The 24,194-nt window shown below is 67.8% G+C and carries 24 protein-coding genes and 2 riboswitches; of the genes, 5 read left to right on the top strand and 19 right to left on the bottom strand.

The genetic code is table 11. From position 1 onward, the window contains the following. Window positions 1-9: 9 nt before the first annotated feature. The 6 genes from ACSFA2_RS24040 to metC form a co-directional block, all read right to left on the bottom strand. Window positions 10-1,137 (bottom strand): ABC transporter substrate-binding protein, encoded by a 1,128-nt coding sequence (locus ACSFA2_RS24040; RefSeq protein ID WP_435457847.1) that lies wholly within the window; start codon window positions 1,135-1,137, stop codon window positions 10-12. 32 nt (window positions 1,138-1,169) lie between these two features. Then, window positions 1,170-1,766 carry a peroxidase-related enzyme gene (locus ACSFA2_RS24035; protein WP_435457846.1) on the bottom strand — a complete coding sequence of 199 codons (597 nt, stop codon included), beginning with the start codon at window positions 1,764-1,766 and terminating at the stop codon, window positions 1,170-1,172. After that, entirely contained in the window at window positions 1,763-2,278 is a 516-nt protein-coding gene (locus tag ACSFA2_RS24030; protein WP_435457845.1) for a CMD domain-containing protein, read from the bottom strand. Before ACSFA2_RS24030 ends, ACSFA2_RS24035 begins: the two co-directional genes overlap by 4 nt. Window positions 2,279-2,321: 43 nt before the next feature. After that, the gene (locus ACSFA2_RS24025) at window positions 2,322-3,761 is read right to left on the bottom strand and encodes an NAD(P)-binding domain-containing protein (RefSeq protein WP_435457844.1); all 1,440 of its coding nucleotides are present in this window, start codon (window positions 3,759-3,761) and stop codon (window positions 2,322-2,324) included. A 20-nt stretch (window positions 3,762-3,781) separates the two neighbouring features. Continuing rightward, complete coding sequence (locus ACSFA2_RS24020; protein ID WP_435457843.1) at window positions 3,782-4,783, bottom strand: Bug family tripartite tricarboxylate transporter substrate binding protein; 1,002 nt, start codon at window positions 4,781-4,783, stop codon at window positions 3,782-3,784. 411 nt (window positions 4,784-5,194) lie between these two features. Continuing rightward, window positions 5,195-6,367, bottom strand: coding sequence for a cystathionine beta-lyase (metC, locus tag ACSFA2_RS24015; protein WP_435457842.1), 1,173 nt, complete (start codon window positions 6,365-6,367; stop codon window positions 5,195-5,197). A 143-nt stretch (window positions 6,368-6,510) separates the two neighbouring features. Here metC and ACSFA2_RS24010 point away from each other — a divergent pair, with 143 nt between their 5' ends. The 4 genes from ACSFA2_RS24010 (at window position 6,511) to ACSFA2_RS23995 (ending at window position 10,846) form a co-directional block, all read left to right on the top strand. After that, complete coding sequence (locus tag ACSFA2_RS24010) at window positions 6,511-6,969, top strand: Lrp/AsnC family transcriptional regulator (RefSeq protein ID WP_286645386.1); 459 nt, start codon at window positions 6,511-6,513, stop codon at window positions 6,967-6,969. 109 nt (window positions 6,970-7,078) lie between these two features. Continuing rightward, window positions 7,079-7,957: a DUF3014 domain-containing protein gene (locus ACSFA2_RS24005; RefSeq protein WP_435457841.1), complete on the top strand. Its 879-nt coding sequence runs from the start codon at window positions 7,079-7,081 to the stop codon at window positions 7,955-7,957. A gap of 3 nt (window positions 7,958-7,960) precedes the next feature. Continuing rightward, window positions 7,961-8,728 (top strand): exodeoxyribonuclease III, encoded by a 768-nt coding sequence (locus ACSFA2_RS24000; RefSeq protein ID WP_435457840.1) that lies wholly within the window; start codon window positions 7,961-7,963, stop codon window positions 8,726-8,728. A gap of 102 nt (window positions 8,729-8,830) precedes the next feature. Beyond that, entirely contained in the window at window positions 8,831-10,846 is a 2,016-nt protein-coding gene (locus ACSFA2_RS23995) for a putative bifunctional diguanylate cyclase/phosphodiesterase (RefSeq protein ID WP_435457839.1), read from the top strand. 13 nt (window positions 10,847-10,859) lie between these two features. Here ACSFA2_RS23995 and ACSFA2_RS23990 read toward each other — a convergent pair whose 3' ends face one another. The 10 genes from ACSFA2_RS23990 to yjgA all read right to left on the bottom strand — a co-directional run bounded on the left by ACSFA2_RS23990 (window position 10,860) and on the right by yjgA (window position 21,432). Then, the gene (locus tag ACSFA2_RS23990) at window positions 10,860-11,645 is read right to left on the bottom strand and encodes an SDR family oxidoreductase (RefSeq protein WP_435457838.1); all 786 of its coding nucleotides are present in this window, start codon (window positions 11,643-11,645) and stop codon (window positions 10,860-10,862) included. Window positions 11,646-11,690: 45 nt separating this feature from the next. Further along, the gene (gcvP, locus tag ACSFA2_RS23985) at window positions 11,691-14,591 is read right to left on the bottom strand and encodes an aminomethyl-transferring glycine dehydrogenase (RefSeq protein WP_435457837.1); all 2,901 of its coding nucleotides are present in this window, start codon (window positions 14,589-14,591) and stop codon (window positions 11,691-11,693) included. Between the two features lie 37 nt (window positions 14,592-14,628). After that, entirely contained in the window at window positions 14,629-15,000 is a 372-nt protein-coding gene (gcvH, locus tag ACSFA2_RS23980; protein WP_435457836.1) for a glycine cleavage system protein GcvH, read from the bottom strand. A gap of 30 nt (window positions 15,001-15,030) precedes the next feature. Next, window positions 15,031-16,212, bottom strand: a complete 1,182-nt coding sequence (gene gcvT / locus ACSFA2_RS23975) for a glycine cleavage system aminomethyltransferase GcvT (RefSeq protein WP_435457835.1) — start codon at window positions 16,210-16,212, stop codon at window positions 15,031-15,033. A gap of 49 nt (window positions 16,213-16,261) precedes the next feature. Beyond that, window positions 16,262-16,383: riboswitch (glycine riboswitch) on the bottom strand. Window positions 16,384-16,395: 12 nt separating this feature from the next. After that, window positions 16,396-16,484, bottom strand: a riboswitch (glycine riboswitch). 21 nt (window positions 16,485-16,505) lie between these two features. Further along, window positions 16,506-17,045 carry a hypothetical protein gene (locus tag ACSFA2_RS23970; protein ID WP_435457834.1) on the bottom strand — a complete coding sequence of 180 codons (540 nt, stop codon included), beginning with the start codon at window positions 17,043-17,045 and terminating at the stop codon, window positions 16,506-16,508. Between the two features lie 91 nt (window positions 17,046-17,136). After that, on the bottom strand, window positions 17,137-18,414 hold the full coding sequence (locus tag ACSFA2_RS23965; protein ID WP_435457833.1) for a TRAP transporter large permease: 1,278 nt from the start codon (window positions 18,412-18,414) through the stop codon (window positions 17,137-17,139). 85 nt (window positions 18,415-18,499) lie between these two features. Continuing rightward, window positions 18,500-18,994 carry a TRAP transporter small permease gene (locus ACSFA2_RS23960; RefSeq protein WP_435457832.1) on the bottom strand — a complete coding sequence of 165 codons (495 nt, stop codon included), beginning with the start codon at window positions 18,992-18,994 and terminating at the stop codon, window positions 18,500-18,502. An 85-nt stretch (window positions 18,995-19,079) separates the two neighbouring features. Beyond that, window positions 19,080-20,051 carry a TRAP transporter substrate-binding protein gene (locus tag ACSFA2_RS23955; protein WP_435457831.1) on the bottom strand — a complete coding sequence of 324 codons (972 nt, stop codon included), beginning with the start codon at window positions 20,049-20,051 and terminating at the stop codon, window positions 19,080-19,082. 134 nt (window positions 20,052-20,185) lie between these two features. Next, a complete protein-coding gene (gene mog / locus ACSFA2_RS23950; RefSeq protein ID WP_435457830.1) occupies window positions 20,186-20,779 on the bottom strand; it encodes a molybdopterin adenylyltransferase in 594 nt (197 codons plus the stop codon). Next, entirely contained in the window at window positions 20,776-21,432 is a 657-nt protein-coding gene (gene yjgA, locus ACSFA2_RS23945) for a ribosome biogenesis factor YjgA (RefSeq protein WP_435457829.1), read from the bottom strand. The genes mog and yjgA overlap by 4 nt, the downstream gene beginning before the upstream one ends. 68 nt (window positions 21,433-21,500) lie before the next feature. Between yjgA and pmbA the strand changes: the two genes are divergently transcribed. Continuing rightward, window positions 21,501-22,871 (top strand): metalloprotease PmbA, encoded by a 1,371-nt coding sequence (gene pmbA, locus ACSFA2_RS23940; RefSeq protein ID WP_435457828.1) that lies wholly within the window; start codon window positions 21,501-21,503, stop codon window positions 22,869-22,871. Here the strand turns inward: pmbA and ACSFA2_RS23935 are convergent, their stop codons facing one another. The 3 genes from ACSFA2_RS23935 to rpsU form a co-directional block, all read right to left on the bottom strand. After that, on the bottom strand, window positions 22,872-23,333 hold the full coding sequence (locus ACSFA2_RS23935) for an NUDIX domain-containing protein (RefSeq protein WP_435457827.1): 462 nt from the start codon (window positions 23,331-23,333) through the stop codon (window positions 22,872-22,874). Beyond that, window positions 23,333-23,782 carry a GatB/YqeY domain-containing protein gene (locus ACSFA2_RS23930; RefSeq protein ID WP_435457826.1) on the bottom strand — a complete coding sequence of 150 codons (450 nt, stop codon included), beginning with the start codon at window positions 23,780-23,782 and terminating at the stop codon, window positions 23,333-23,335. The genes ACSFA2_RS23935 and ACSFA2_RS23930 overlap by 1 nt, the downstream gene beginning before the upstream one ends. Before the next feature lie 94 nt (window positions 23,783-23,876). After that, window positions 23,877-24,089, bottom strand: coding sequence for a 30S ribosomal protein S21 (gene rpsU, locus ACSFA2_RS23925; protein ID WP_068628364.1), 213 nt, complete (start codon window positions 24,087-24,089; stop codon window positions 23,877-23,879). Window positions 24,090-24,194 lie beyond the last annotated feature (105 nt).

Raw genomic sequence — 24,194 nt, 5'->3', positions numbered from 1 at the left:
GCCCGCGCCTTACTTCGCGACGACGGTGAAGGCGCCCGCGTTCACTTCCATGCGCGTGAGGCCCTTCGACGGCTCGCGGGTCTTCGGGTCGAAGGTGGTGTCACCGGTCACGCCCGGGAAGCCCTTGGTGGCGGCGAGCGCGTCGCGCACCTTCTGGCGCGTCGGGTTGGGCCCGGCCGCGACGATGGCGTCGAGCATGATGTTGGTGGCGTCGAAGGCCTGCGCGGCGAACATGCTGGGCTCGGCGCTGTAGTGCTTCTTGTAGTCGTCGACGAAGGCCTTGACCTTCGGTGCCGGGTTGCTCGCCACGAAGGTGGTCGGGAACTTCACGCCGTTGGCGCTCGGGCCGGCCAGCTCGATGAGCTTGGGCGCATACATCGACGAGGCGCCGTAGATGGGGGTCTTCACGCCCAGCTGCGTGCGCTGCTGCAGGAACGAAGCGCCTTCCTCGTAGAACATGAACATCACGATCGCATCGGGCTTGTCGCGGCTCTGCTTGGTGATGATTGAGCGGAAGTCGCGGTTGCCCGGGTTGAAGAACTCGGTGCTGGTGATCTGCGTGCCCGCCGCCTTGGCGGCATCGGTGAAGGCCTTCACCGCGCTCAGGCCCCAGTCGTTCTGGATGGCGACCACGGCGTACTTCTTCAGGCCGTTCTCGGCCAGCCATTTGGCGATGAAGGGCGACTCGATCTCCATCGTCGTGATGTTGCGGAACTGCCAGTCGCTGATCTTCAGGAAGTCGGGGTGCGACGCCGTCTGCGACAGCTGCGGCACCTTCTGTTGCGCGTACACCTGGCCCGCGGCCATCGAAACCGTGGAGTTGAAGTCGCCCAGCACGCCGACGATGGCGGCGTCGTCGGAGAACTTCTTGGCGATGTTCACGCCTTCCTTGGCGTCGCTCTTGCTGTCCTCGTAGCGGATCTCGACCGTGCTGCCCTTGAGCTTGCCGGCCTTGTTGAAGTCGTCCAGCGCGAGGGTGGCCGAGTTCTTGAACAGCGTGCCGTACTGCGAGTTGTCGCCCGACAGCGGCAACTGGTAGCCGATCACGATCTTGTTCTGCGCCAGGGCAGCCGAGGCAGCAAGGCCGAGGGCGGCGGCCAGCACGGCGGGCAGGGCGGTACGGAGGATGGATGTCATGGGAGCTTCCGATGAGAAAGGGGGAAAAGGGGTCAGGCGGCGGCGGGCGCGGGGAAGATCGGCTCGCCCAGGTTCAGCATCAGGCGGTTGGCCCAGGCGAAGAGCGCGACGGAATGGACCAGGTCGAGCACCTCGATGTCGGTCAGGCCGACGGCCTTGAGGGCCTGCACATGCTCGGCCGACACCGCATCGGGCCGCAGCGTGAGCTCGGCCGAGAACTGCACGATGGCTTTCTCGCGCTCGGTCGTGCCGGCGGTGGCCGGGTCCTCGAAGACCTGTTCGATCACGTCGCTGCGCTTGGCCAGCTGCTCGAAGCGCTGCGCATGCACCGAGGTGCAGTACACGCAGCCGTTGATGCGCGATTCGACCGTGGCGCCCAGCTCGCGCTCGGCGCGCGGCATGCCGCCGGGCGCGAACATGATCGCGTTGAAGGCGATGGAGCGCTGCAGCAGGATCTCGGGCTGGTGCGCCAGCAGCAGGAAGTAGGCCGACTGCTTGGCGGTCGGGCTCATCTCGTCGAGCGCGGCGATCTGTTCGGGCGTGGCGTCTTCGAGCTTCACCGTGTCGAGCCAGGAGGCCCAGTCCAGCACTTCGTTGGTGAAGCCGTTGATGGTGATGACGCCGCTCATACCACCACCTCCGCAGCCGCCATGGCCTTCAGGCCCGCGACGACGCGCACCTGGTACGACAGGAAGGCGATGAGCTGCGCCAGCGCCACGATGGCCGGCGTGGAGATGCCGGCCTTCACCAGCGCCTGCACCGCGTCACGGTCGCCGTCGATGGGGCGCTCGATCAGCTTGGTGGTGAAGCCGAGGATGGTGGCGATGCGCGCATCGTCGATGGCCGCGATGCGGCCCGTTTCCACCGTAGCGATCAGCGCGGCGTCGGCCTTCTCGGCGACCAGGCGTTCACGGTAGTGCGCGGCCAGGCTGTCGGCCTTCGACAGGCGGCAGGCGTGGAAGGCCGTCAGCAGGCGCTCGACCACCGAGATGCCTTCGATCTGGGGTGTGAAGAGACCTTCGTAGCTGCCTTGCGTGGCGGCCACGACTTTCGTGCGTTGGTGGCGAACGGCGTGCGTTGCCTGTGTCGGCGCGAGAGGCACGGCGTGGTCGATCACGTCGATGGGGGATGGACTTGTCATGTGGTTCTCGGAGATCAAGGGTTCGTCAAGGAGGTGCGTGTGCTCAGGCCGGCGTCCACTCGTTGCCCAGCAGTTCCGGGTCGTCATAGGCTTCGAGGCGCGCGAAGTGGTATTTGAAGTCTTCTCGGTAGAACAGGCTGGCGATGCCGTTGGCCAGGCGGCGTGCGCCGTCGCTGATGGCCGGGATGTCCCCCGACACTGCGCCGTGCGAGAGCGTGGCCGGGTAGCAGAAGCAGTGGATGCGGTCCAGGCCGGGGCAGGCGCCGGCGGTCTTTTCCTGCAGCTCGAAGACCGGGCCGAGGTCGGGCGAGTCGGCGAGCTCCGTGTCGTCGGTGCCGGGTGCGGGCGTGAAGCGGTCCTTCCAGGCGCGCACATGCGGCGCGATGGCGGTGTACTCGGGGCGCACGTTCCAGTCGATCTTGAAACCGGTCGAGACGATGAGGAAGTCGAAGGCGAATTCGCCCTTGGGGGTGCGCACGCGCATGGCCTGGCCGTCGCGCTCGATCGCCAGCACCGGGCAGCCGAAGTTGAAGCGCGCATTCGGGTGGCGCGACACGCGCAGCGTGCTGCCGTGCGGCGGCGGCACGTTGGCCACGTTGATGTAGTGACGCAGCCGCCATTTCAGCTCGTCGGGCAGGTCGAAGTGACCCTGCGTCAGGCCCGGCACGCCGGCCCCCTTGGACTTGTTGATGCGCGGCAGGTCGTCGCGGCGGATCAGCAGGTCGACGCTCTTCGCGCCGATCTCGAGGGCGGTCGCGGCACTGTCCATGGCGGAAGAGCCGGCGCCGATCACCCCGACGCGCAGGCCTTCGAGCTGCGCGTAGTCCATCACGTCCGACGAGTGCGCCCACTGGCTGCGGTCGAGCGCCTGCACGAAGGCCGGCACGGCCGGGCCGCCGAGGCCGTCGCGGCCGGTGGCGAGCACCACGCGGCGCGCCAGCACGCGCGAATCGCCGGCCGGCGTCTGCAGCGCCAGCAGCACCTTGCCGTCGGCCCGGGGCGTGATGGTGGTGATGGTGGTGTCGTTGCGCACGTCGACCGCCATCACGCGGCGGTACCAGCGCAGGTAGTCCATCCACTGCAGGCGCGGGATCTTGTCGAGCTGCGTCCAGGCGTCGGCGCCGAACTGCGCCTCGAACCAGGCGCGGAAGGTGAGCGCGGCCAGGCCCAGCGCCGGGCCGGTGAGTTCCTTGGGCGAGCGCAGCGTTTCCATGCGCGCGGTGGTGGCCCAGGGGCCTTCGAAGTCGCGCGGCGCGCGGTCGAACACCACGGCGTGGATGCCTTGCTGCGCCAGCGCGGCCGCGGCCGCCAGACCGGCCTGGCCGGCACCGATGATGGCGACGTCGAGCACGGGCACGCCGCCTTCGGGGGCCTGCTGCGGCATCCAGTCGCGGGCCGGCCAGCCCAGGCATTCGAGGTCCTTGGCCAGGCGCTGCTCGAGCGCGGCCAGCCCGGGGGCGGTGGGAGAGAGTGTCGTGGTCATGGAAGGCGTGCGGCTTCGGGTCAATCGATGCTGATGTTCGCCGCCTTGGCCACCTCGGCCCACTTCACGCGGTTGTCGTGCACCGTCTTCTTGAACTGGGCCGGCGATTCGATGCGCACCGTGTTGCCCTGCGCTTCGAACCTGGCGCGCAGTTCCTTGTCTTCGAGCACCGCCTTGAGGGCGCCGTTGAGCTTGTCGACGATCTTCGGGTCGGTGCCCTTGGGGGCGAACACCGCGAACCAGATGGAGCTGTCGAAACCCTTCGTGCCCGGCAGGCCGCTGGCGGCGATGGTCGGCACTTCCTTCACCGCGGTCACGGGCGCGGCGGTCGTCACGCCCAGCAGGCGGACCTTGCCGGCCTTGTACTGCGGCAGCACGGTCTGCACCTGGTTCATGATGCAGCAGGTCTCGCCCTTGACCACCGAGCTGATGGCTTCGGGACCGCCCTTGTAGGGCACGTGCGTCATCTGCAGGCCCAGACGCGAATTGAACTCCGCGAAGGCCATGTGCGTGCCCGCACCATTGCCGGTGGAGGCGTAGTTGTACTTGCCCGGGTTGGCCTTCACCAGGTCGACGAATTCCTTGAGCGTGGTCACGTTCATCACCTCGGGGTTGATGGTGAGCACGTTCGACACGTCGAGCACCGGCGCCACGGCGACGAAGTCGTCCTCCACGTCGAAGGGCAGCTTCTTGTAGAGCGCGGCGTTGCTGCCGTGCGTGGCCGCGGTGCCGAAGGCCAGCGTGTAGCCGTCGGCCTTGGCACGCGCCACGTATTCGCTCGCGATGTTGCCGGCCGCGCCAGCCTTGTAGTCGATGATGACCGGCTGGCCCAGCTGCTTGGCCAGTGGCTCCTGGATGGCGCGGGCCACCACATCGACGCCGGAGCCGGCGGGGAAGCCCATGATCATCGTGATGGGTTTGGTCGGCCATTCTTCCGCGGCAGCGGGTGCCGCCTGAACGAAGAGGGAGAGCGCCGCCGAGAGCAGGGCGATGGTGCGGCTGGAGCGGAGGGATGGGGTCATGCGGTCCTCGTTGGAAGGGGATGGCTTGTCAAGGCAATGTCCATGCCAAGTAGTAATTTATCAACAAGAGTTCGGTGATCGTTAGATATAAGTTTTCGCCATATCGATATAACGAGAAAAATATTTCCAACAGAAGCCGGGGCGGGGATTGTGCGCGAACAACGTTTGCCTTGCTTGCGGCCGTGGCGACAAAAATTTCCCCGTGCACGTAGGCCCCGTCATGCCGTGGCATCGCAAACGACATCATGGCGCGAACAGGCCGCGCCTGAAAAGGGTGCGCCTCGTGCACGGGGCATGCACGATTCGATGCAGCCTGACGTGCCGCGCTGGCGGCTGGCGGCGTCCCATGCAAACGGCCCGCGCGAGGCGGGCCGATAGATGCAGCATGCAGACGCGCTCGGCGCCAAGGGATCAGAGGTGCCGCTGCATGCGGTCGAGCGCCGACTGCATGTCGCGCATCAGATCGTTGCAGGACTCCAGCCCGGCATGGATGCGCAGCAGCGGGCCTTCGAGCGCCCACGGCCGGACGGCGCGCGTGGGTGCATCCATCGGCAGCGCCAGGCTTTCGTAGCCGCCCCAGGACAGGCCGATGCCGAAGAGCTCGAGGCTGTCGAAAAACACGCCCAGGGCCTCGCGGCCGACCGGCTTCAGCGCTACGCCGAAGAGCCCGCTCGCGCCGCGGAAGTCGCGGCGCCACAGCGCGTGGCCGGCATCGCCGGGCAGTGCCGGATGCAGCACCTGGGCGACCATCGGATGGCGCGCCATGCTCTCGGCCAGCAGCACGCCGTTTTCCCAGTGGCGATGCAGGCGCACCGACAGGCTGCGCAGGCCCCGCAGCGCGAGGTAGAGGTCGTCCGGCCCGGCCGTCTGGCCGAAGTCGTGGGCGGTTTGCTGCAGCAGCGGCCAGGCGCGTTCGTTGGCCGTGGCCGCGCCGAGCAGCGCGTCGGAATGGCCGACGATGTACTTCGTCGCGGCCTGCACCGAGATGTCCACGCCATGCTCGAAGGGCTTGAAGAACAGCGGCGTGGCCCAGGTGTTGTCCATGACCACGAAGGCATCGACCTTGTGCGCTTCTTCGGCGATGGCGGGGATGTCCTGCACCTCGAAGGTGGTGGAGCCGGGCGACTCGACGAACACGACACGCGTGGACGGCCGGATCTGCCGGCGGATCTCGCCGCCCGCGAGCGGGTCGAAGAACTCCACGTCGATGCCGAAGCGCGTGAGCACCTTCGTGGCGAAGCTGCGCGTTGGGCCGTAGACGCTGTCGCTGATGAGCGCGTGGTCGCCGGGCTTGAGCAGGGCGAGCAGGCTGTGGGTGCAAGCGGCCAAGCCTGATGGAAACACGATGGAGCGGTAGCCGCCTTCGAGTTCTGCCAGTGCGGTTTCGAGGGCGCGCGTGGTGGGCGTGCCGAAGCGGCCGTACGACGCATAGGGGTTGCCGGGGAGCTTGCGCGACTCCCACTCCGTGAGCGAATTCGACAGGATGGTCGAGCCGCGGAACACCGGCGTGTTCACCATGCCGCCATGGCTGGAGGGGTCGCGCCCGGTGCGTACCAGAACGGTTTCTGAATCGAAGGAGGTCAACGGACTGGTCTTTCAGGAAGGGCTGTGGCGGTGTTCCAGTCTAGAAAGGGCGGTGTGGTTTCTTTTGCTGAAATTTGCCTCATCGAGCCGTCATCGAGCAAAATTCTTCTCAACATGACATCCATATTGGATTGGGATACTCGATGGACAAGATCGACAAGGCGATCCTCGAACTGCTGCAAGTCAATGCGAGCGCTTCGCTGCAGGAGATCAGCGAGCAGGTGAGCCTGTCGGCCACGCCGTGCTGGCGCCGCATCCAGCGGCTCGAGCGCGAGGGCTACATCCGTCAGCGTGTGGCACTGCTCGACCCCGACAAGCTCAACGTGGGCGTCACGGTCTTTGTCGCCATCCGCACCAGCCAGCACAACGAGAAGTGGTTCAAGCGATTCAGCGCCGTGGTGGCGGCCATCCCGCAGATCGTGGAGTTCTATCGCATGAGCGGCGACGACGACTACCTGTTGCGGGTCGTGGTGCCCGACATCAAGGCCTACGACGCGGTCTACAAGCGCCTGATCCGCGAGATCGAGCTGTCGGATGTGAGTTCGAGCTTTGCCATGGAGCAGATCAAGTACACCACCGCGCTGCCGCTCGACTACGCCTGAGCGAAGGGGTGGCGAGGTCGGAATGTTCACATGAGGTTACGGCGCACGATGGCGCATGGTTTCCAATGGAGGGCCGCGCCGCCACGGCGCTCGAAAGGAAGTGTCCCCCATGTCCGAGCGTGAACCCGATTTCCGGCCTGCCGCCCGACAGTCGCCCGTGAAGGCCGTCGTCGTGGGGGTGCTGATCGCCCTTGCCGCCGGGGGCTGGTGGTACTGGTCGCAGCGCGACGCGGTCGTGCCCGTGATGCCGCCCGCTGCCACCGCACCGGCCGTGCCCGATGCGCCGCCGCCCGCACCGCCGGTCTCGGCCATGGGCCCGCAGAACCCGGTCGATGCGCTGGCCGAACCCGACGCCGTGTTGCCCGCGCTGGGCGATTCGGACGCCCAGGCGAAAAAGGCGCTGACCGATCTGCTGGGCGCCCAGCGCGTCACCACGTTGCTCAACATCGACGGCTTCGTGCGGCGCGTGGTCGCGACGATCGACAACCTGCCGCGTGCGCAGGCGCCGTCGCGGATGTGGCCGATGGTGCCGGCGCCCGAACGCTTCACCGTCGACGCCGGCGCGGCGCGCACGACCATCGGCCAGGCCAACGGCGCGCGCTATGCCGCCTTCACCCAGATGGTGGAGGCGGTGGACGCCGAACGCGCGGCGTCGCTCTACGCGCGCTTCTACCCGCTGTTCCAGCAGGCCTACGAGGAGCTTGGCTACCCGGGCCGCTACTTCAACGACCGCCTGGTGGCCGTCATCGACCACCTGCTCGAGACCCCCGAGCCGACCGGCCCGGTGCAGGTGCAGCTGACCGAGGTGCGCGGCGAGTTCACGGCCGAACGGCCCTGGACGCGTTACGAGTACGTCGACCCGGCGCTCGAATCGATGTCCAGCGGCCAGAAGCTAATGGTGCGCGTGGGCCTGGCGAACGAGCGGCGGCTCAAGGCCAAGCTGCGTGCGTTTCGCGCGCAGGTGGCGACCGGCGCCGTGAAGCGCTGATTCATGAAGATCGCGACCTTCAACGTCAACGGCGTCAACGGTCGCCTGCCACGGCTGCTGGAATGGCTGGCTGAATCGAAGCCCGACGTGGCCTGCCTGCAGGAACTGAAGTCGCCCGATGCCAACTTCCCGGCCGAGGCGATCCGGGCGGCCGGCTACGGGGTGGTGTGGCACGGGCAGCGGTCGTGGAACGGCGTGGCGATCCTCGCCCGTGGCCGCGAGCCCATCGAGACCGGCCGCGGCCTGCCCGGCTTCGAGGACGACCCGCAGAGCCGCTACCTCGAGGCGGTGGTCGACGGCATCGTGATCGGGTGCCTTTACCTGCCCAACGGCAACCCGCAGCCCGGCCCGAAGTTCGACTACAAGCTCGCCTGGTTCGAGCATTTCAACGCGCATGCGAAGCGGCTGTTCGGTTGCGGCCTGCCGGTGGTGCTGGCCGGCGACTACAACGTCGTGCCGACCGACGTCGACATCTACAACCCGGCATCCTGGCGCGACGACGCCTTGTTGCAGCCGGCCAGCCGCGAGGCCTTCGCGCGCCTGCTCGCGCAGGGCTGGACCGATGCGCTGCGTGCCCGCCACCCCGACGAGCGCATCTACACCTACTGGGACTACTGGCGCAACCGCTGGCCGCGCAACGCGGGCCTGCGCATCGATCACCTGCTGCTGAGTGCCGACCTGGCGCCGCAGCTGCAGGACGCCGGCGTCGACCGCGACGTCCGCGGGCGCGCCGGCGCGAGCGACCATGCGCCGACCTGGGTCGTGCTGTGAGCGGCTGAGGCGTCCGGACGCACGGTAGGAATCGCTCTGTACACTTCGGCGGGTCCTTCCTGTCTCGTCCGCGGCCCCGCGCTGGCGCCGGTCTGCTTTTTCATGAACCACAGCGCGCCTTCCTCGACGCCCATCGCCTCGGCCGACCACCTGCTCCTGGCGCGCATGGTTCGCGTCGACCAACTGGTGTCGGTGCGGCGCAGCGTGCTGGCGGGCATGCCGATCAGCATCGTGCTGAGCTGCACTGCGGCGCTGGTGGCGATCAAGTCGGGCCGCCCCGTCATGGGGCTTGCCTGGCTGATGCTGACGCTGACGGTCAGCGTGGTGCGCATCATCACGAGTCGGCGCCTGCTCGAGCGCTCGGCCGCCACGGCGGCGCAGGGCGGCGACATCAGCCTGGCCAACGCCCGCTGGGTCGAATGGCAGCTGCGGTGGACGGCCATCGCCGCTGGCGTGTCGGGCTGCGTGTGGGCCCTGGTGGCCTTTCTGTGCGACGGCTACACCTCGCCGCAGACGGTGTTCTACCTGACGATCGTCTGCGGCACCTGCGCGGGCGCCGTGACCTACAGCAGCGCCTATGCGCTGGCACCGCTGAGTTTCATCCTGCCGACGCTGCTCTCGGTGATGGTGTCCCTGGTGATCGCCGGCGGCTTCGAGAACGTCAGCCTGGCTGCGATGGTGCTGCTGTACTTCGTCGGTCTCACACGCGGCTCGCTGGTGAGCGAGAAGGCCTTCCGCGCCGGCAGCCGGCTCAAGAACGAGGCCACCGAACTCGCGGCACGGCTGCACCAGGCACACCAGTCGCTGCAGGCGTCGACGCAGGCGCTGGCCCGCCGGGCATCGCACGACTTCCTCACGGGGCTGCTCAACCGCGAAGGCTTCACCCAGGCCGTTGCCGCCCATCTGGACGAACATCCGCAGCAGTCGCACTGCCTCATGCTGCTCGACCTGGACGGGTTCAAGACCGTCAACGACATCTTCGGCCACAAGGTCGGCGATCGGGTCCTGGAAGATGTGGCCCGCTGGCTGACGAGCGAACTCGACGGCCTGCAGGCGGTGGCGGGCCGATGGGGCGGCGATGAGTTCGCTATCCTGTACAGCCCGGGCGGGTTGAAGACGCCGGAGATGCTGGCCGAGGCCCTGATCCGTTCCATTCCCTTCGCGACCTCGCACTACGGTGGACATCTGGGCGTGAGCGTCGGTGTCCTGAAGTTCCAGGCGGCGGACGCGCTGGAGTTCACCGACCTGATCAGCGTCGTCGACGAGGCGCTCTACGAAGCCAAGCGGGCCGGCCGCAACCGTTACCAGGTGGTCGACGAGGCGCTGAACCTGCAACTGGCCACACGCCGCGACGTGGAGCGCGACCTGCTGGGGGCGATCCAGTCGCGCAGCATCGAGCTGTGGTACCAGCCGATCCTGGAGCGCCAGAGCGGACGCATTCACAGCCTGGAGGCGCTGATACGCTGGAAGCATCCCCGCCATGGCCGCATTTCGCCCGAGCACGTGGTGTTTGCGGCCGCCAGCACCGGCATCGCCGAGAACCTGCTGCGCTACATCCTCGACGAGATCTGCCTCGCGATGCAGCAACTGGACGCGCCCGGTTCACCGCTGTCCGGCGTGCCGGTGGCCATGAACGTGTCGCCGCGCGAGATGGCCCAGCTGGCGGTCGACGAGATCGTGCTGGGGACGCTGGCGGCGCGCGGCATCGCCACCTGCCGGCTGCAGATCGAGATCACCGAAGAGGTCGCCCTCGATACGCAGGCCACGCGCGGCCGCTTGAGCGCGCTGTCGGCCGCGGGCGTGGCGATCGCCGTCGACGACTTCGGCGTGGGCTACTCGTCGCTGGCCTCGCTGCGCAGCGACTACGTGCGACAGGTCAAGATCGACCGCAGCTTCATCGACGGGCTGGAAACCTCCCCCGGCAACGCGGTGCTGGTCAATTCGATCGTGCAGCTGGGCAACTCGCTCGACATCCTCGTCGTGGCCGAGGGTGTCGAAACCAAGGCCGAACTGGAAGTGTTGACTCTGCTGGACTGCCGGCTGGTGCAGGGTTACCTGTTCGCGCGGCCGGCACCGCTGCCCGAGGTCATGGCCTGGGCGGCCGCTCTACCGAACTGAGCGCGCGTCCCCGTCAGCGGCGCTGCAGTTCGCTGCCGCCGATGTAGATGCGGTTGTGCACCGGCGCGATCACCAGCTCGTTGATGCACACGTGCGGCGGCATCTCGGCGATGAAGCGGATGGTGCGGCCCATGTCGTCCTCCTGCAGCATCAGCGCCTTGTCCTCGGCGCTCGGCTCGACCGGGCGCTTCTTCAGGATCGGCGTGGCCACTTCGCCCGGGCACACGGCCGTCGCGCGCAGGCCGTGGACGCATTGCTCGATGTTGAAGTTGTGCGTCATCGCCGTGAGGCCCGCCTTGCTCGCCACGTAGGCCGGGCCGGTGAGGTAGCTCTGATGCCAGCCGGCGAAGGACGCGATGTTGATTACCGTGCCGCGGCGCCGGGCCTGCATGCCCTTGAGCACCGCCAGCGTGCAGAAGGTCGCGCCGTTGAGGTTGATGTTGATCACCTTCGCGAAGGTGTCGCCGTCGGTCTCGCTCCAGAAGCGCTTGGGGAAGTTGACACCGGCGCTGTTGACCAGGATGTCGACGCCGCCGTGCCGCGCCTCGATGGCGGCAGCCACGGCGTCGACGGCGGGGCGGTCGCCCACGTCGAGCGCCATCGCCGTGATGCGGCCGCGCGGTGCGCCCTTGGCCTCGGCTTCGGCGATCGCCGCGTCGAGCTTGGCCGCCTCGCGGCCCGAGATCACGACCTGGCAACCCGCCTTCGCCAGGTCGATGGCACCGGCCAGTCCGATGCCGCTGCCGCCGCCGGTGACCCAGGCGATCTGCCCGTCGAGGGGCTGCTTCGTTTCACTCATCGATGTCTCTCCTTGGAATGGGAAACATCGATTGTGCCGCCGTGATCAGCCCGTCGTGTAGTCGCCCACCGGCACGCAGCTGCAGAACAGGTTGCGGTCGCCGTAGACGTTGTCGACGCGCCCGATCGGTGACCAGTACTTGGCCTGCTTGAGAGCAACCAGCGGGTAGGCGCCAAGTTCGCGCGAGTAGGGGTGGGTCCACTCGGTGGTCATCAGGCTGGCGGCGGTGTGCGGCGCGTGCTTGAGCGGGTTGTCTTCCTTCGGCCAGACGCCTTCTTCCACCCTGCGGATCTCGCCGCGGATCGCGATCATCGCGTCGATGAAGCGGTCGAGCTCGGCCAGCGGCTCGCTCTCGGTCGGCTCCACCATCAGCGTGCCGGGCACCGGGAAGCTCAGCGTGGGCGCGTGGAAGCCATAGTCGATCAGGCGCTTGGCCACGTCTTCGGCGGTCACGCCGCAGCGGTCCTTGATGGGGCGCAGGTCGAGGATGCACTCGTGCGCGACATGCCCGTTCGGGCTCGCGTACAGCGTGGGGTAGTGGTCCTTCAATCGCGCACTGATGTAGTTGGCCGACAGGATCGCGGTCTCGGTCGCGGCCTGCAGGCCGGCCGCGCCCATCATGCGGCAGTACATCCAGCTGATCGGCAGCACGGCCGCATTGCCCAGTGGTGCCGCCGAGACCGCGCCCACGTCATGCCCACCGACACCGGCCGTCGCGTGGCCCGGCAGGAAGGGCACGAGGTCTTCGACCACGCACACCGGGCCGACGCCCGGGCCGCCGCCGCCGTGCGGGATGCAGAAGGTCTTGTGCAGGTTCAGGTGGCTCACGTCGCCGCCGAATTCGCCCGGTGCGGCCACGCCGACCAGCGCGTTCATGTTGGCGCCGTCGACGTACACGCGCCCGCCGTGTGCATGCACCAGCTCGCACAACTCTTTCACGCGGGTCTCGAACACGCCGTGGGTGCTGGGGTAGGTGATCATCACCGCGGCCAGGTTCGCGCTGTGCTTTTCGCAGGCACGCTTCAGGTCGTCGAGGTCGACGTTGCCCTGTGCGTCGCAGGCGGTCACGACCACCTGCATGCCGGCCATCTGGGCGCTCGCCGGGTTGGTGCCGTGCGCCGACGAGGGAATCAGGCAGATGTTGCGCTGGCCTTCGCCCTGAGCCACGTGGAAGGCCTTGATCGCCAGCAGCCCGGCGTATTCGCCCTGCGAGCCGGCGTTGGGCTGCAGGCTGATGCCGGCGTAGCCCGTGGCTTCGCAGAGCCAGTCGCGCAGCTGCTGGTCGAGCTCGGCGTAGCCCTGCAACTGGTCGGCCGGCGCGAAGGGGTGGATGTTCGCGAACTCGGGCCAGGTGATCGGGATCATCTCGCTGGTCGCGTTGAGCTTCATGGTGCAGCTGCCCAGCGGGATCATGCTGCGGTCGAGCGCCAGGTCCTTGTCGGAGAGGCTGCGGATGTAGCGCAGCATCGCCGTCTCGCTCTTGTGCGTGTTGAACACCGGGTGCGTGAGGAACGCCGAGGTGCGGCGCAGGTCGTCCGGAATGCGCACCGGGGCGGTGTCGGCCAGTTCCTCGAAGCGCGGCATCGGCGTGCCGGTGGGCACGAACAGCGCCCACAGCGTCTCGATGTCGGCGCGCGTCGTCGTCTCGTCGAGCGAGATGCCCAGGTGCTGCTGCAGCCGATGGCGCAGGTTGACGCCGGCCGCGTTCGCGTGCGCGAGGATGGCGGCGGTGTCGTCGCCAGTCTTCACGGTCAGCGAATCGAAGGCGGTGGTGTTGACCAGCTCGCGGTCCATCTGCTCGAGGCCCGCGGCCAGGATGCCGGTGAGCGCCGCCACCCGCTGCGCAATGCGCGTGAGGCCGGCGGGGCCGTGGTACACGGCGTACATGCTCGCGACGACGGCCGGCAGCACCTGCGCCGTGCAGATGTTCGATGTGGCTTTCTCGCGGCGGATGTGTTGTTCGCGCGTCTGCAGCGCGAGGCGGTAGGCCGGCGAACCGTGCACGTCGACGCTCACGCCGACCAGGCGACCCGGCAGCGAGCGCTTGAACGCGTCGCGGCAGGCCAGGTAGGCGGCGTGCGGGCCGCCGTTGCACATCGGCATGCCGAAGCGCTGCGTGGTGCCGCAGACGATGTCGGCGTCCCACTCTCCGGGGGGCGCCAGCAGCGTCAACGCCAGCAGGTCGGCCGCCACGCACAGCGCGGCGTCGCAGGCATGCGCATGGCCGGCCAGCGGACGCAGGTCGTGCACCTGGCCGGTGGTGCCGGGGTACTGCGCCAGCACACCGAAGAAGTCGCCGCTGGTCATGAGGTGCGGCAGCGTTTCGGACGCAGTGCTCACCTTGATCTCGATGCCCAGGGGGGCCGCGCGCGTGCGCAGGACTTCGATGGTCTGCGGGTGGCAGTCGCCGGCCACCAGGAAGATGTTGCTTTTGCTTTTCACGCTGCGCTTGGCCAGCGTCATCGCCTCGGCCGCGGCCGTCGCTTCGTCGAGCATCGACGCATTGGCGATCGCCATGCCGGTCAGGTCGCAGACCATGGTCTGGAAGTTGACCAGCGCTTCCATGCGGCCCTGCGAGATCTCCGCCTGGTAGGGCGTGTAGGCCGTGTACCAGGCCGGGTTCTCGAGGATGTTGCGCAGGATCACGCCGGGCGTGTGGGTGCCGTAGTAGCCCTGGCCGATGAAGTTGCGCGCCACCTTGTTCTTCGCCGCCATCGCCTTCAGCTCGGCCAGCGCGTCGGCCTCGCTCACCGGGGCGGGAAGCTGCATCGGCCGCGTGCGGCGGATGGCCGGCGGCACGATGCCGTCGATCAGTTCCTCGCGCGTGGCCGAACCGATGACCGGCAGCATGCGTGCCTCGTCGGCCGGCTCGATGCCGATGTGACGGGCGATGAACTCGTCGGCGTTCTCGAGTTCGCGCAGGGTGGGGAAGGATGGCGTCGGCATGGGCATGAAGCGATGGGGCGAAGAGGAAAGGCGGGGATCAGCTCTCGGCTGCGAACTTGTCGTAGTCGGCGGCTTCGAGCAGGGCGTCGAGCTGGGCGGGCTCGCTCAGCTTGACCTTGAAGAACCAGCCGGCCGCCAGCGGGTCGCTGTTGGCCAGCGAGGGGTCGGCGCGCAGGGCTTCGTTGACTTCGGTGATCTCGCCCGAGACGGGCATGAAGACATCGGCGGCGGCCTTGACCGATTCGACGACGCCGGCGACTTCGCCCTGCGCGAAGGTCTTGCCGACGTCAGGCAGATCGACGAACACGACGTCGCCGAGCGCGTCCTGCGCATGCACGGTGATGCCGACGATCGCGGTGTCGCCAGCGGCCTGGACCCACTCGTGGTCCTTGGTGAATTTGGTGCTCATGGGGGCTCCTGATAAGGGGTGAAAAAGAAATCAGCCTCGGTAGTATCGGGTCGGCACGAAGGGCAGGGTGGTGACCTCCATCGGCACCGGCTTGCCGCGCACGATGGCCTGCAGGCGCGTGCCGGGCGCAGCGAAGGCGGTGGCCACGTAGCCCATGGCGATCGGCCGGTCGGCGGTTGGCCCGAGCAGGCCGCTGGTGACCTGGCCGATGGCGACACCTTCGAAGGACTCCAGCGGCGTCCCGTCGCGCACCGGGATGCGTTCCAGCGCGACCAGGCCGACTCGGCGGCGCTTGAGCGTGTCATGGTCGGCGATGCCGGCCGCACCCGATGCCGCGGCCGCCAGCTGGGCCAGCACCTTGTCGGCCCCCGGGAAACCGCCCGCGCGCGCGCCGCCGGTGCGCCGCACCTTCTGGATCGCCCAGTTGAGCGAGGCCTCGACCGGCGTGGTCGTTTCGTCGATGTCGTGACCATAGAGGCAGAGCCCGGCTTCCAGCCGCAGCGAGTTGCGCGCGCCCAGGCCGATGGGCTGCACCTCGGGCTGCGCCAGCAGCAGGCGGGCCAGCGCCTCGGCGTCGCCGGCCTTCACCGAGATCTCGAAGCCGTCTTCGCCGGTGTAGCCGCTGCGGGTGACGAAAGCGGAGATCTTCACGTCATCGCCGCCGATCTGCACCGCGCCGCCCGTCATGAAGACGAAGCGCTCGACGCCCGGCGACAGGCGGGCCAGTGTGGCGGCGGCCTGCGGCCCTTGCAGCGCGAGCAGCGCGTGGTCGGGCATCGGCTGCACGTCGCAGCGCGCGCCGATTTTCTGCTGGATGTGGGCGATGTCGGCCACCTTGCAGGCGCCGTTCACGATCACAAAGAGCGACCCGTGGCCTTCGTTGAAGAACATCAGGTCGTCGAGGATGCCGCCCGCGTCGTTCAGCAGCAGGCCGTAGCGCTGCTTGCCGGGCGCCAGGTCGACCACGTCGACCGGCATCAGCGTCTCGAACGCGGCAGCGGCGCCGGGGCCGACCAGGCGCAGCTGGCCCATGTGCGAGATGTCGAACAGGCCAGCGGCCGTGCGGGTGTGCTTGTGCTCGGCCATCAGGCCGGCGGGGTACTGCACCGGCATGCTGTAGCCGGCGAAGGGCACCATGCGGGCGCCGAGTTCGACGTGCAGGGCGTGCAGCGGGGTCTTCTGGAGCTGAAGCGAATCGTCGGAAGCAGCCATGGGCGCTCTCCAAAACAGGGGCAGACGAAATCCACGACGCAAGTCATGGGCCACCCCTGCTGTCCGCTCTACCTGAGAGATTCGCCCCGCCTTTTCAGAGGCTTAGGGTTTGCTCCTTCGGTGGGCCGGCGTGTCGCGATGGACGACCGACCTCTCTCCAGCAAGGAAACGCCCGGATGAACGGGCGCCTCGTCAGTCCTTGGTACCTGAGCGTTCGGATGGGTTCCTGCGCCTTCGGCGGCCCGTTGCGGGCGCTCTCCTGACCCGGGCGAGTGTAGTGGATCGGCGCGGGCTCAGTGCACCGTTTCGGCTGGCAACAACTTGGCGATGCGGTCCTGGATGGCGTCGGCACGCTCGTCGCCGGCCGCCTGTCGGATCTCGGAGAGCATCGTGTCGGCCACCGTCAGCATGGACGCGCGGTCGCGCGCCTCGCGCAGCGTGTCGCGCAAGACCTGCGCCATCGCCGGGTCGCGCCGCGCGAACATGCGCTCGCACAGGTCGAACAGGAACATGCGGGTGGTGGCGAGCGACGGCTTGCCGTCGAAAGGGTCGGCCGATGCGGTGTCGGGCGCAGCGGCTGCCGACGACTCGGGCACATCCGCCACGACGACGGCTGGCGCGTCGAAGCGCGCATCCGGCGCATGCAGGTAGCCCTCGTGCAACAGGTGGCGCGCCACGCGGAGCGCCTCGTCGCGGTCGCTGAAGAGCGGCACGAAGTCGGTCACCGAGCGCTGGCCGTCGGCCATCAGCAGCACGGCGCGCTCACGCTGCGTCAGCGTGCGGCGGCCGGGGCGCAATTCGTCGCGGGCCTTGTCGGTCTTGCTGAAGAACATCGGATGCCTGGCAGAGGATGGGCTCGCCAGCATCGGGGCAGGGCGTGACAGCGGCATGAAGGCCGCTGTCACGCCCGTGCGCAGGCGTGCGCTATTTTGCGTAGACCAGGTCGCGCAGCGTGAGCGAGATCGCCGGGAAGTAGGTGATCAGCATCAGGCAGCCGAGCACCACCAGCACGAAGGGGATCAGGTCCTTCACGATGCGGTCCAGGGATATTCGCGCCACGGTGCAGGCCGCGAACAGGTTCACGCCGAAGGGCGGCGTGATCATGCCGAGCGCCAGGTTGACCACCATGATCAGCCCGAAATGCACCGGGTCGATGCCGAAGTGCATCGCCACCGGCGCCAGGATCGGCGCCAGCACGATGATGGCCGCGCTGGTCTCGATGAACATGCCGATGATGAACAGCGCCGCGTTCACGCCCAGCAGGAACATGGCGGGCGACTGCAGCACCTCTTGGAGCCAGCGGCCGATGGCGTCGGGCACGCCGGCGCGGGTGATCAGGAAGGCGAACAGGCCGGCGTTGGCGATGATGAACATGATCACCGCCGACGACAGCACCGACTTGCGCAGGATCACGAACAGGTCGGTGACCTTGATCTCGCGGTAGATCACCATGCCGACGACCAGCGCATAGAACACCGCCACCGCCGACGCCTCGGTCGGCGTGAAGACGCCGCCGTAGATGCCGCCGAGGATGATCACCGGCATCAGCAGCGCCCAGCCGGCCTGCCACAGCGCGCGGCCGAAGGGCATGCGACCGTCGCCGTCGTTCTTGCCCCAGCCTTTGAACTTGCAGTAGACCCACACGAAGAGCATCAACGCCAGGCTGATCAGGATGCCCGGGCCAAAGCCCGCGATGAACAGCTCGCCGATCGACACCTCGGCGCTCACGCCATACAGGATCATCGGGATCGACGGCGGGATGATCACGCCCAGCTCTGCGCTCGTGGCCTGCAGCGCGGCGGCGTACGAGGTCGGGTAGCCGTGCTTGATCAGCGCCGGGATCAGGATCGCGCCGATGGCGAAGGTGGTGGCCACCGACGAGCCCGACACCGCCGCGAAGATCATGCAGGTGAGCACGCAGGTCATCGGCAAGCCGCCCTGCACGCCGCCCACGATGCTCTTGGCGAACTCCACCAGGCGGCGCGAGATGCCGCCGGTTTCCATCAGGTTGCCGGCCAGGATGAAGAAGGGAATGGCGGCCAGCGGAAACTTGTTGATCGAGTTGAAGATCTCCTTGGCGGAGATCAGCATGTTGGCGCCATTGACCTGGATGCCGACAATCGATGCGAGACCGATCGAGACCGCCACCGACACCGACAGCGCGAAACACAGCACCATCGTGCCGACCATCATGGGCGTCATGATGTCACCCCCACGCTCGGCATTTCATGTCCTCGCTGCCCCCCGAGGGGGCCGTTCGCTTGCTCGGGGCGGCCCGGCGCGGCGCTCATTGCGCGGTCTCCAGCTCAAGCCGCTTCGGATCGAGGAAATTGCCGGCGATGCCGAACAGGGAAAACACGGCGCCCACCGGCAGCGCCAGGTAGGCCCAGACCATCGACAGGCTCTCCAGGCCGGCCATCGACTGCACGCGGCCACGCATCGCGTAGTCCCAGCCGTACCAGAGGATCACCAGCATCAGCACCAGCGCGGCGATGCTCACGACGGCGTCGAGCACGCGGCGAAAGCGCGGCGGGCTCCAGCGGTAGAGCACGTCGACGCTCACCATCGCGCCCTGGCGGAAGGCCATGGGAATGCCCAGGAACACCATCCAGATCAGGCTGACCCGGATGAGGATCTCGCTCCACTCGGCGGGCTGCTCGAGCACGAAGCGCGTGACGATCTGGAACACGCCGAGCGAGGAGGCAACCACCAGCATCAGGCAGGCGAGCACCATGGACGCGCCGGTTGTCCAGCGCTCCAGACCAAGGAATTTATCTTTCATCTCTACGCCGTTCTCAAAAACAAAAAGCCCGCCGAAAGCTGCGGCGGGCCCCGGTGCCATCCCGCGCGGGACGGCGGCCCGGGCATCACTTCACGTCGCGGATCTTGTCGAGGTTGGCCTTGCCGAACTGCTTCTCGAAGTCGGCGTTGACCGGCGCCAGCATGGCGACGAACTTCGCCTTGTCGACGTTCTCGATCACGGTCATGCCTTGCGCGCGCAGTTCCTTCACGCCGTTGGCGTCGTCCTGGTCGACGCGGTCGCGGTTGGCTTTCACGGCCACCTTCGCGGCTTCGAGGAAGGCCGTCTTGTCGGCGGCGCTGAGCCTGTCGAAGCTGGCCTTGTTCATCACGAAGATGCAGGGCGAATACACGTGGCCGGTCAGCGACAGGTGCTTTTGCACCTGCGAGAACTTGGCCGACATGATCACCGGCAGCGGGTTCTCCTGGCCGTCGACCGTGCCCTGCTGCAGCGCGGTGAAGACTTCCGGGAAGGCCATCGGCGTCGTGATGATGCCCAGGCCCTTGTACGCCGCGATGTGCACCGGGTTCTCCATGGTGCGCATCTTCAGGCCCTTCAAGTCTTCCGGCGCCTTCACGTCGCGCTTGCTGTTGGTCATGTGGCGGAAGCCGTTCTCGCCCCAGGCCAGTGCCTTGAAGCCCTTGGCGTCGAACTTGGCGAGCAGGTCCTGGCCGATCGGGCCGTCGAGCACCGCGCGGGCGTGCGCCTTGTCGCGGAACAGGAAGGGCACATCGAGGATCTTCGTCTCAGGCACGAAGTTGGGGACGGGGCCGGTCGACGAGAAGGCCAGCTCTTGCGTGCCGAGCTGAACTGCCTCGATGGATTCGCGTTCGCCGCCGAGTGCGCCGTTGTAGAAGGTCTCGACCTTGTAGCGGCCGCCGGTGCGGGTCGCGACTTCCTTGGCGAAGGTGTCGATGGCGACGCCCTGGTGCGAGTTCTGCGCGGTCGAAATGCTGATCTTCATGGTGGTCTGCGCGAACGCGGCGCAGGCCAGGCCCATTCCCAGAACCAGGCCAGCGGCCAGTCGGTTCAACTTCATGCGGTGTCTCCTGTTTTGAAAAAGACTGCGCGCGGGACATGCCGGCGCGCAGGCAGGCCGCGACTATGCCGCACTCTGCTGCAGTGCAGCGTCGGGATTTCCACGGGGAGCGCGCCGTGTTAAGGCGCGTCGGCTCAGGCGCGGGCCGGGCGGATCGCCGACTTCGGCCGGAAGGCCTTGCAGACGGTGTCGTCGGTCTCGAGGTACGGCCCGCCGATGAGGTCGATGCAGTAGGGTACGGCCGCGAAGATGCCCGGCACGGCTTGCGAGCCGTCGGCGTTCTTCAGGCCTTCGAGCGTCTCGGCGATGGCCTTGGGCTGGCCCGGCAGGTTGAGGATCAGCGCGCGGTCGCGAATCACCGCGACCTGGCGCGACAGGATGGCGGTGGGCACGAAGCGCAGGCTGATCTGCCGCATCTGCTCGCCGAAGCCCGGCATCTCCTTGTGCGCCACGGCCAGCGTCGCTTCGGGCGTGACGTCGCGCAGGGCGGGGCCGGTGCCGCCGGTGGTCAGCACCAGCGAGCAGCCGGCGTCGACCAGTTCGATCAGCGTGGCGCTGATGCCGGCCTGCTCGTCGGGGATCAGCCGCGCCTCGAAGTCGATCGGGTTGCGCAGGGCGCGCGTCAGCCAGTCCTTCAATGCTGGCAGGCCCTTGTCTTCGTACACGCCGGTGGAGGCGCGGTCGCTGACCGAGACGATGCCGATGCGGACCGGGTCCGGAGTGCTCATGCGTCGCGCTCCCGCGATTCCTCGCTGGCCTCGGCCGCACGGTCGCTGCCTGCATGGGCGGCCAGTTGCGCGCGCACCAGCTGGAACACCTCGCGGTAGGCCTTGGCCTGGCGCGGCGCTTCGCCGGGCTTGCCGGCCTTGATGTCCTTGCGGGCCTGGCGCACCAGGGCGCGCAGCTGTTGGCTGTCGGTGTCGGGATGGGTCTCGATCCAGCCGCCGAGCGCGTCGTCGTCGGCGATGAGCCGGTCGCGCCAGCGCTCGGCCTCGTGCAGCATGGCGGTTTCCTCGGCGGGTCCGCTGTGCTGCTCGTCGAGCGCGCTGCGCACGGCATCGAGCACCTGGGGGTCGAGTGCGCGCATCAGCTTGCCGATGAACTGCATCTGGCGGCGCTTGCCTTCGAAATTCGTGATACGGCGCGCCTCGACGATGGCGTCGGCCAGCTTCTCGCCGAGCGGCAACTGGTCGAACAGGCCGGCGCGCAGACCGAGCAGGTCTTCACCGAGCTTTTGCAGCTCGGCGCTTTCGCGCTTGAGGTCGGTCTTGCTGGCGTCGTCGGTGCCCTTGAGCTCGCGTTTGAGCTCCAGGTCGAGCTCGCTGCCTTCGGCAACGAATTCGCCACGGACGTAGTAGCCTTTTTTGGGTTTGCGGGACATCGGAAAATCCTGGGCCGCAAAGGACCGCGCGATAGAGGGAACAGGGGGCCAAGTATCATAGCCAACACATGACGACACCCTCCACGCGCCCCGCGTCCGGCTTTGCCTACAGCCGCTCCTTCTTCGAAAACCTGGTCGACTCGGCCTTGGCGCATGCCAAGAAGCTCGGCGCCACCGACGCGGGGGCCGAGGCCTCCGAAGGCTGCGGCCTGAGCGTGTCGGTGCGCAAGGGAGAACTGGAGAACGTCGAGCGCAATCGCGACAAGTCGCTGGGTATCACGGTGTATGTCGGCCACCGCCGCGGCAACGCCAGCACCTCGGACTTTTCCGAGGCCGCCATTGCCCAGACGGTGCAGGCCGCCTACGACATCGCACGCTTCACCGCCGAAGACCCGGTCGGCGGCCTGCCCGATGAGGCCGACATCGTGCGCGAGCAGCCCGACCTCGACCTGTTCCACCCCTGGGACATCGACAGCGAACACGCCGCCAAGCTGGCGCTGGAATGCGAGGCCGCGGCCCTGTCGACCGACAAGCGCATCACCAACAGCGAAGGCGCGGGCGTCTCGGCCCAGCAGAGCCATTTCTTCAGCGCCCACACGCACGGCTTTCGGGGCGGCTATGCCAGCTCGCGGCACTCCATCTCGGTGGCGCCGATCGCCGGCAAGGGCGACGGCATGCAGCGCGACGCCTGGTACAGCTCGATGCGCTCGGCCGACGAGCTGGCCAGCCCGGAGTCGGTGGGCCGCTATGCGGCGGAGCGCGCGCTGTCGCGCCTGAAATCGCGCAAGATCAAGACGACGCAGTGTCCGGTGCTGTTCGAATCGCCGCTGGCCGCCGGCCTGCTGGGCGGACTGGTGCAGGCCACCAGCGGCGGCGCGCTCTACCGCAAGAGCACCTTCCTGCTCGATTCGCTCGGCAAGCCGGTGCTGCCCAAGCACATCGACGTGGCTGAAGACCCGCACATCAAGCGCGGCAAGGGCAGCGCGCCCTTCGACGACGAAGGCGTGACCACGCGGGCCCGCAAGATCGTCGACGGCGGCCGGCTCGAGGGCTACTTCCTCAGCACCTACTCGGCCCGCAAGCTGGGCATGAAGACCACCGGCAACGCCGGCGGCTCGCACAACCTGACGCTGCGCTCGCGCCTGACGAAGGCCGGCGACGACCTCGACGAGATGCTGCGCAAGCTGGGCACCGGCCTGTTCGTGATCGAGTTGATGGGGCAGGGCGTGAACTACGTGACCGGCGACTATTCGCGCGGCGCCAGCGGCTTCTGGGTCGAGAAGGGCCGCATCGCGTTCCCGGTGCAGGAGATCACCATCGCCGGCAACTTGAAGGACATGCTGATGGGCATCCAGGCGGTGGGCGCCGACGCCTACAACTATGGCGCCAAGACCACCGGCTCGATCCTCATCGACCGGATGAAGATCGCGGGCAGCTGATCAGGGTGTGCGTGGCGGCGTGATGGCTGCACGCGCCACGGCGATGGCGCGGCGGTAGGGCTCGGCGAAGCCGTCGAGCGGCGCATCCGGCGCGAGCCACCGGAAGCGGAAGACGAGGCCGTCTTCTTCCGGGCTGCCGCTGGCGGTGTGCTCGAAGGTCTCGGGCAGCACGCCGTCCGTCCGCATCAGATAGATGTGCCAGAGCTGGGCGTGCCGGTGCACGTTGCCTTCCACACCGGCCTCGCACTCGCGGTCCATCGTGCCCAGCGGCTCCAGTGCGCCTTCATAGGCGATGCCCGATTCCTCCAGCAACTCGCGTCGCACGGCGTCTTCGGGCGTCTCGCCGGGCTCGACCGTGCCTTTGGGCAACTGCATGCCGCCGTCTTCCGGGTGGTCGAACACCAGCAGGCGGCCGCGGCTGTCCACCAGGCAGGCGCAGGCCTTGTGGACCGGCTCGCGCATCAGGCGCCCGACAAGGCCGCCTTGACCGCGGCGCTGACCTGGCCCATGTCGGCCTTGCCGGCCAGACGGGTCTTGACCGTGCCCATCACCTTGCCCATGTCGCCGGGGCCCGTGGCGCCGAGTTCGGCGACGATGGCCTTCACCGCGACAGCCACCTCGTCGGCGCTCATGCGCTGCGGCAGGTAGACCTCCAGCACCTTGATCTCGGCGGCTTCCTTGTCGGCCAGATCGGCGCGGCCTCCGGTCGTGAAGGCGGCGATCGAGTCCTTGCGCTGCTTGACCATCTTGTCGACGATGGCCACGACCAGGGCGTCGTCGAGTTCGACGCGCTCGTCGACTTCCTTCTGCTTCATCGCGGCCAGCAGCAGCCGGATGGTGCCCAGGCGCTCGCTGTCCTTGGCGCGCATGGCCGTCTTCATGTCGTCGGTGATCTGTTCCTTGAGGGTCATGACTGTCTTTCTTCTCGGCTGACAAAAAACAAAAGCCGCGGCAGGTTACCCCGGCGCGGCTCGGTTCACTGGCGCGCGGCCAGTGACGGAGTGCTTAGAACAGCTTCTTGGGGAGCTGCATGCTGCGCACGCGCTTGTAGTGGCGCTTGACGGCCGCAGCCTTCTTGCGCTTGCGCTCGGCGGTCGGCTTTTCGTAGAACTCGCGGGCGCGCAGGTCGGTCAGCAGGCCGAGCTTTTCGATGGTGCGCTTGAAGCGACGAAGGGCGACGTCGAAGGGCTCGTTTTCTTTAACGCGGATGGTGGTCATTGATGAATCGTTGAACTGAAGTTGGCCGGGGGAGATCGAGGCCCCAGGCCGGGGTTCCTCAACTGAAAATCTTGGTGGCCGTTGAGGGAAGGCCAGAAGTTAGCC

It is taken from the genome of Variovorax cryoconiti (assembly GCF_051216395.1).
Lineage (GTDB): Bacteria > Pseudomonadota > Gammaproteobacteria > Burkholderiales > Burkholderiaceae_C > Variovorax.
This window is presented reverse-complemented; position numbering and strand designations above follow the sequence as displayed.

What these genes read in the sequence shown, in the direction of transcription:
- ACSFA2_RS24040 (WP_435457847.1), bottom strand. Translation starts at nt 1,137, where the DNA reads ATGACATCCATCCTCCGTACCGCCCTGCCCGCCGTGCTGGCCGCCGCC.
- ACSFA2_RS24035 (WP_435457846.1), bottom strand. Translation starts at nt 1,766, where the DNA reads ATGAGCGGCGTCATCACCATCAACGGCTTCACCAACGAAGTGCTGGAC.
- ACSFA2_RS24030 (WP_435457845.1), bottom strand. Translation starts at nt 2,278, where the DNA reads ATGACAAGTCCATCCCCCATCGACGTGATCGACCACGCCGTGCCTCTC.
- ACSFA2_RS24025 (WP_435457844.1), bottom strand. Translation starts at nt 3,761, where the DNA reads ATGACCACGACACTCTCTCCCACCGCCCCCGGGCTGGCCGCGCTCGAG.
- ACSFA2_RS24020 (WP_435457843.1), bottom strand. Translation starts at nt 4,783, where the DNA reads ATGACCCCATCCCTCCGCTCCAGCCGCACCATCGCCCTGCTCTCGGCG.
- ACSFA2_RS24010 (WP_286645386.1), top strand. Translation starts at nt 6,511, where the DNA reads ATGGACAAGATCGACAAGGCGATCCTCGAACTGCTGCAAGTCAATGCG.
- ACSFA2_RS24005 (WP_435457841.1), top strand. Translation starts at nt 7,079, where the DNA reads ATGTCCGAGCGTGAACCCGATTTCCGGCCTGCCGCCCGACAGTCGCCC.
- ACSFA2_RS24000 (WP_435457840.1), top strand. Translation starts at nt 7,961, where the DNA reads ATGAAGATCGCGACCTTCAACGTCAACGGCGTCAACGGTCGCCTGCCA.
- ACSFA2_RS23995 (WP_435457839.1), top strand. Translation starts at nt 8,831, where the DNA reads ATGAACCACAGCGCGCCTTCCTCGACGCCCATCGCCTCGGCCGACCAC.
- ACSFA2_RS23990 (WP_435457838.1), bottom strand. Translation starts at nt 11,645, where the DNA reads ATGAGTGAAACGAAGCAGCCCCTCGACGGGCAGATCGCCTGGGTCACC.
- gcvP (WP_435457837.1), bottom strand. Translation starts at nt 14,591, where the DNA reads ATGCCGACGCCATCCTTCCCCACCCTGCGCGAACTCGAGAACGCCGAC.
- gcvH (WP_435457836.1), bottom strand. Translation starts at nt 15,000, where the DNA reads ATGAGCACCAAATTCACCAAGGACCACGAGTGGGTCCAGGCCGCTGGC.
- gcvT (WP_435457835.1), bottom strand. Translation starts at nt 16,212, where the DNA reads ATGGCTGCTTCCGACGATTCGCTTCAGCTCCAGAAGACCCCGCTGCAC.
- ACSFA2_RS23970 (WP_435457834.1), bottom strand. Translation starts at nt 17,045, where the DNA reads ATGTTCTTCAGCAAGACCGACAAGGCCCGCGACGAATTGCGCCCCGGC.
- ACSFA2_RS23965 (WP_435457833.1), bottom strand. Translation starts at nt 18,414, where the DNA reads ATGACGCCCATGATGGTCGGCACGATGGTGCTGTGTTTCGCGCTGTCG.
- ACSFA2_RS23960 (WP_435457832.1), bottom strand. Translation starts at nt 18,994, where the DNA reads ATGAAAGATAAATTCCTTGGTCTGGAGCGCTGGACAACCGGCGCGTCC.
- ACSFA2_RS23955 (WP_435457831.1), bottom strand. Translation starts at nt 20,051, where the DNA reads ATGAAGTTGAACCGACTGGCCGCTGGCCTGGTTCTGGGAATGGGCCTG.
- mog (WP_435457830.1), bottom strand. Translation starts at nt 20,779, where the DNA reads ATGAGCACTCCGGACCCGGTCCGCATCGGCATCGTCTCGGTCAGCGAC.
- yjgA (WP_435457829.1), bottom strand. Translation starts at nt 21,432, where the DNA reads ATGTCCCGCAAACCCAAAAAAGGCTACTACGTCCGTGGCGAATTCGTT.
- pmbA (WP_435457828.1), top strand. Translation starts at nt 21,501, where the DNA reads ATGACGACACCCTCCACGCGCCCCGCGTCCGGCTTTGCCTACAGCCGC.
- ACSFA2_RS23935 (WP_435457827.1), bottom strand. Translation starts at nt 23,333, where the DNA reads ATGCGCGAGCCGGTCCACAAGGCCTGCGCCTGCCTGGTGGACAGCCGC.
- ACSFA2_RS23930 (WP_435457826.1), bottom strand. Translation starts at nt 23,782, where the DNA reads ATGACCCTCAAGGAACAGATCACCGACGACATGAAGACGGCCATGCGC.
- rpsU (WP_068628364.1), bottom strand. Translation starts at nt 24,089, where the DNA reads ATGACCACCATCCGCGTTAAAGAAAACGAGCCCTTCGACGTCGCCCTT.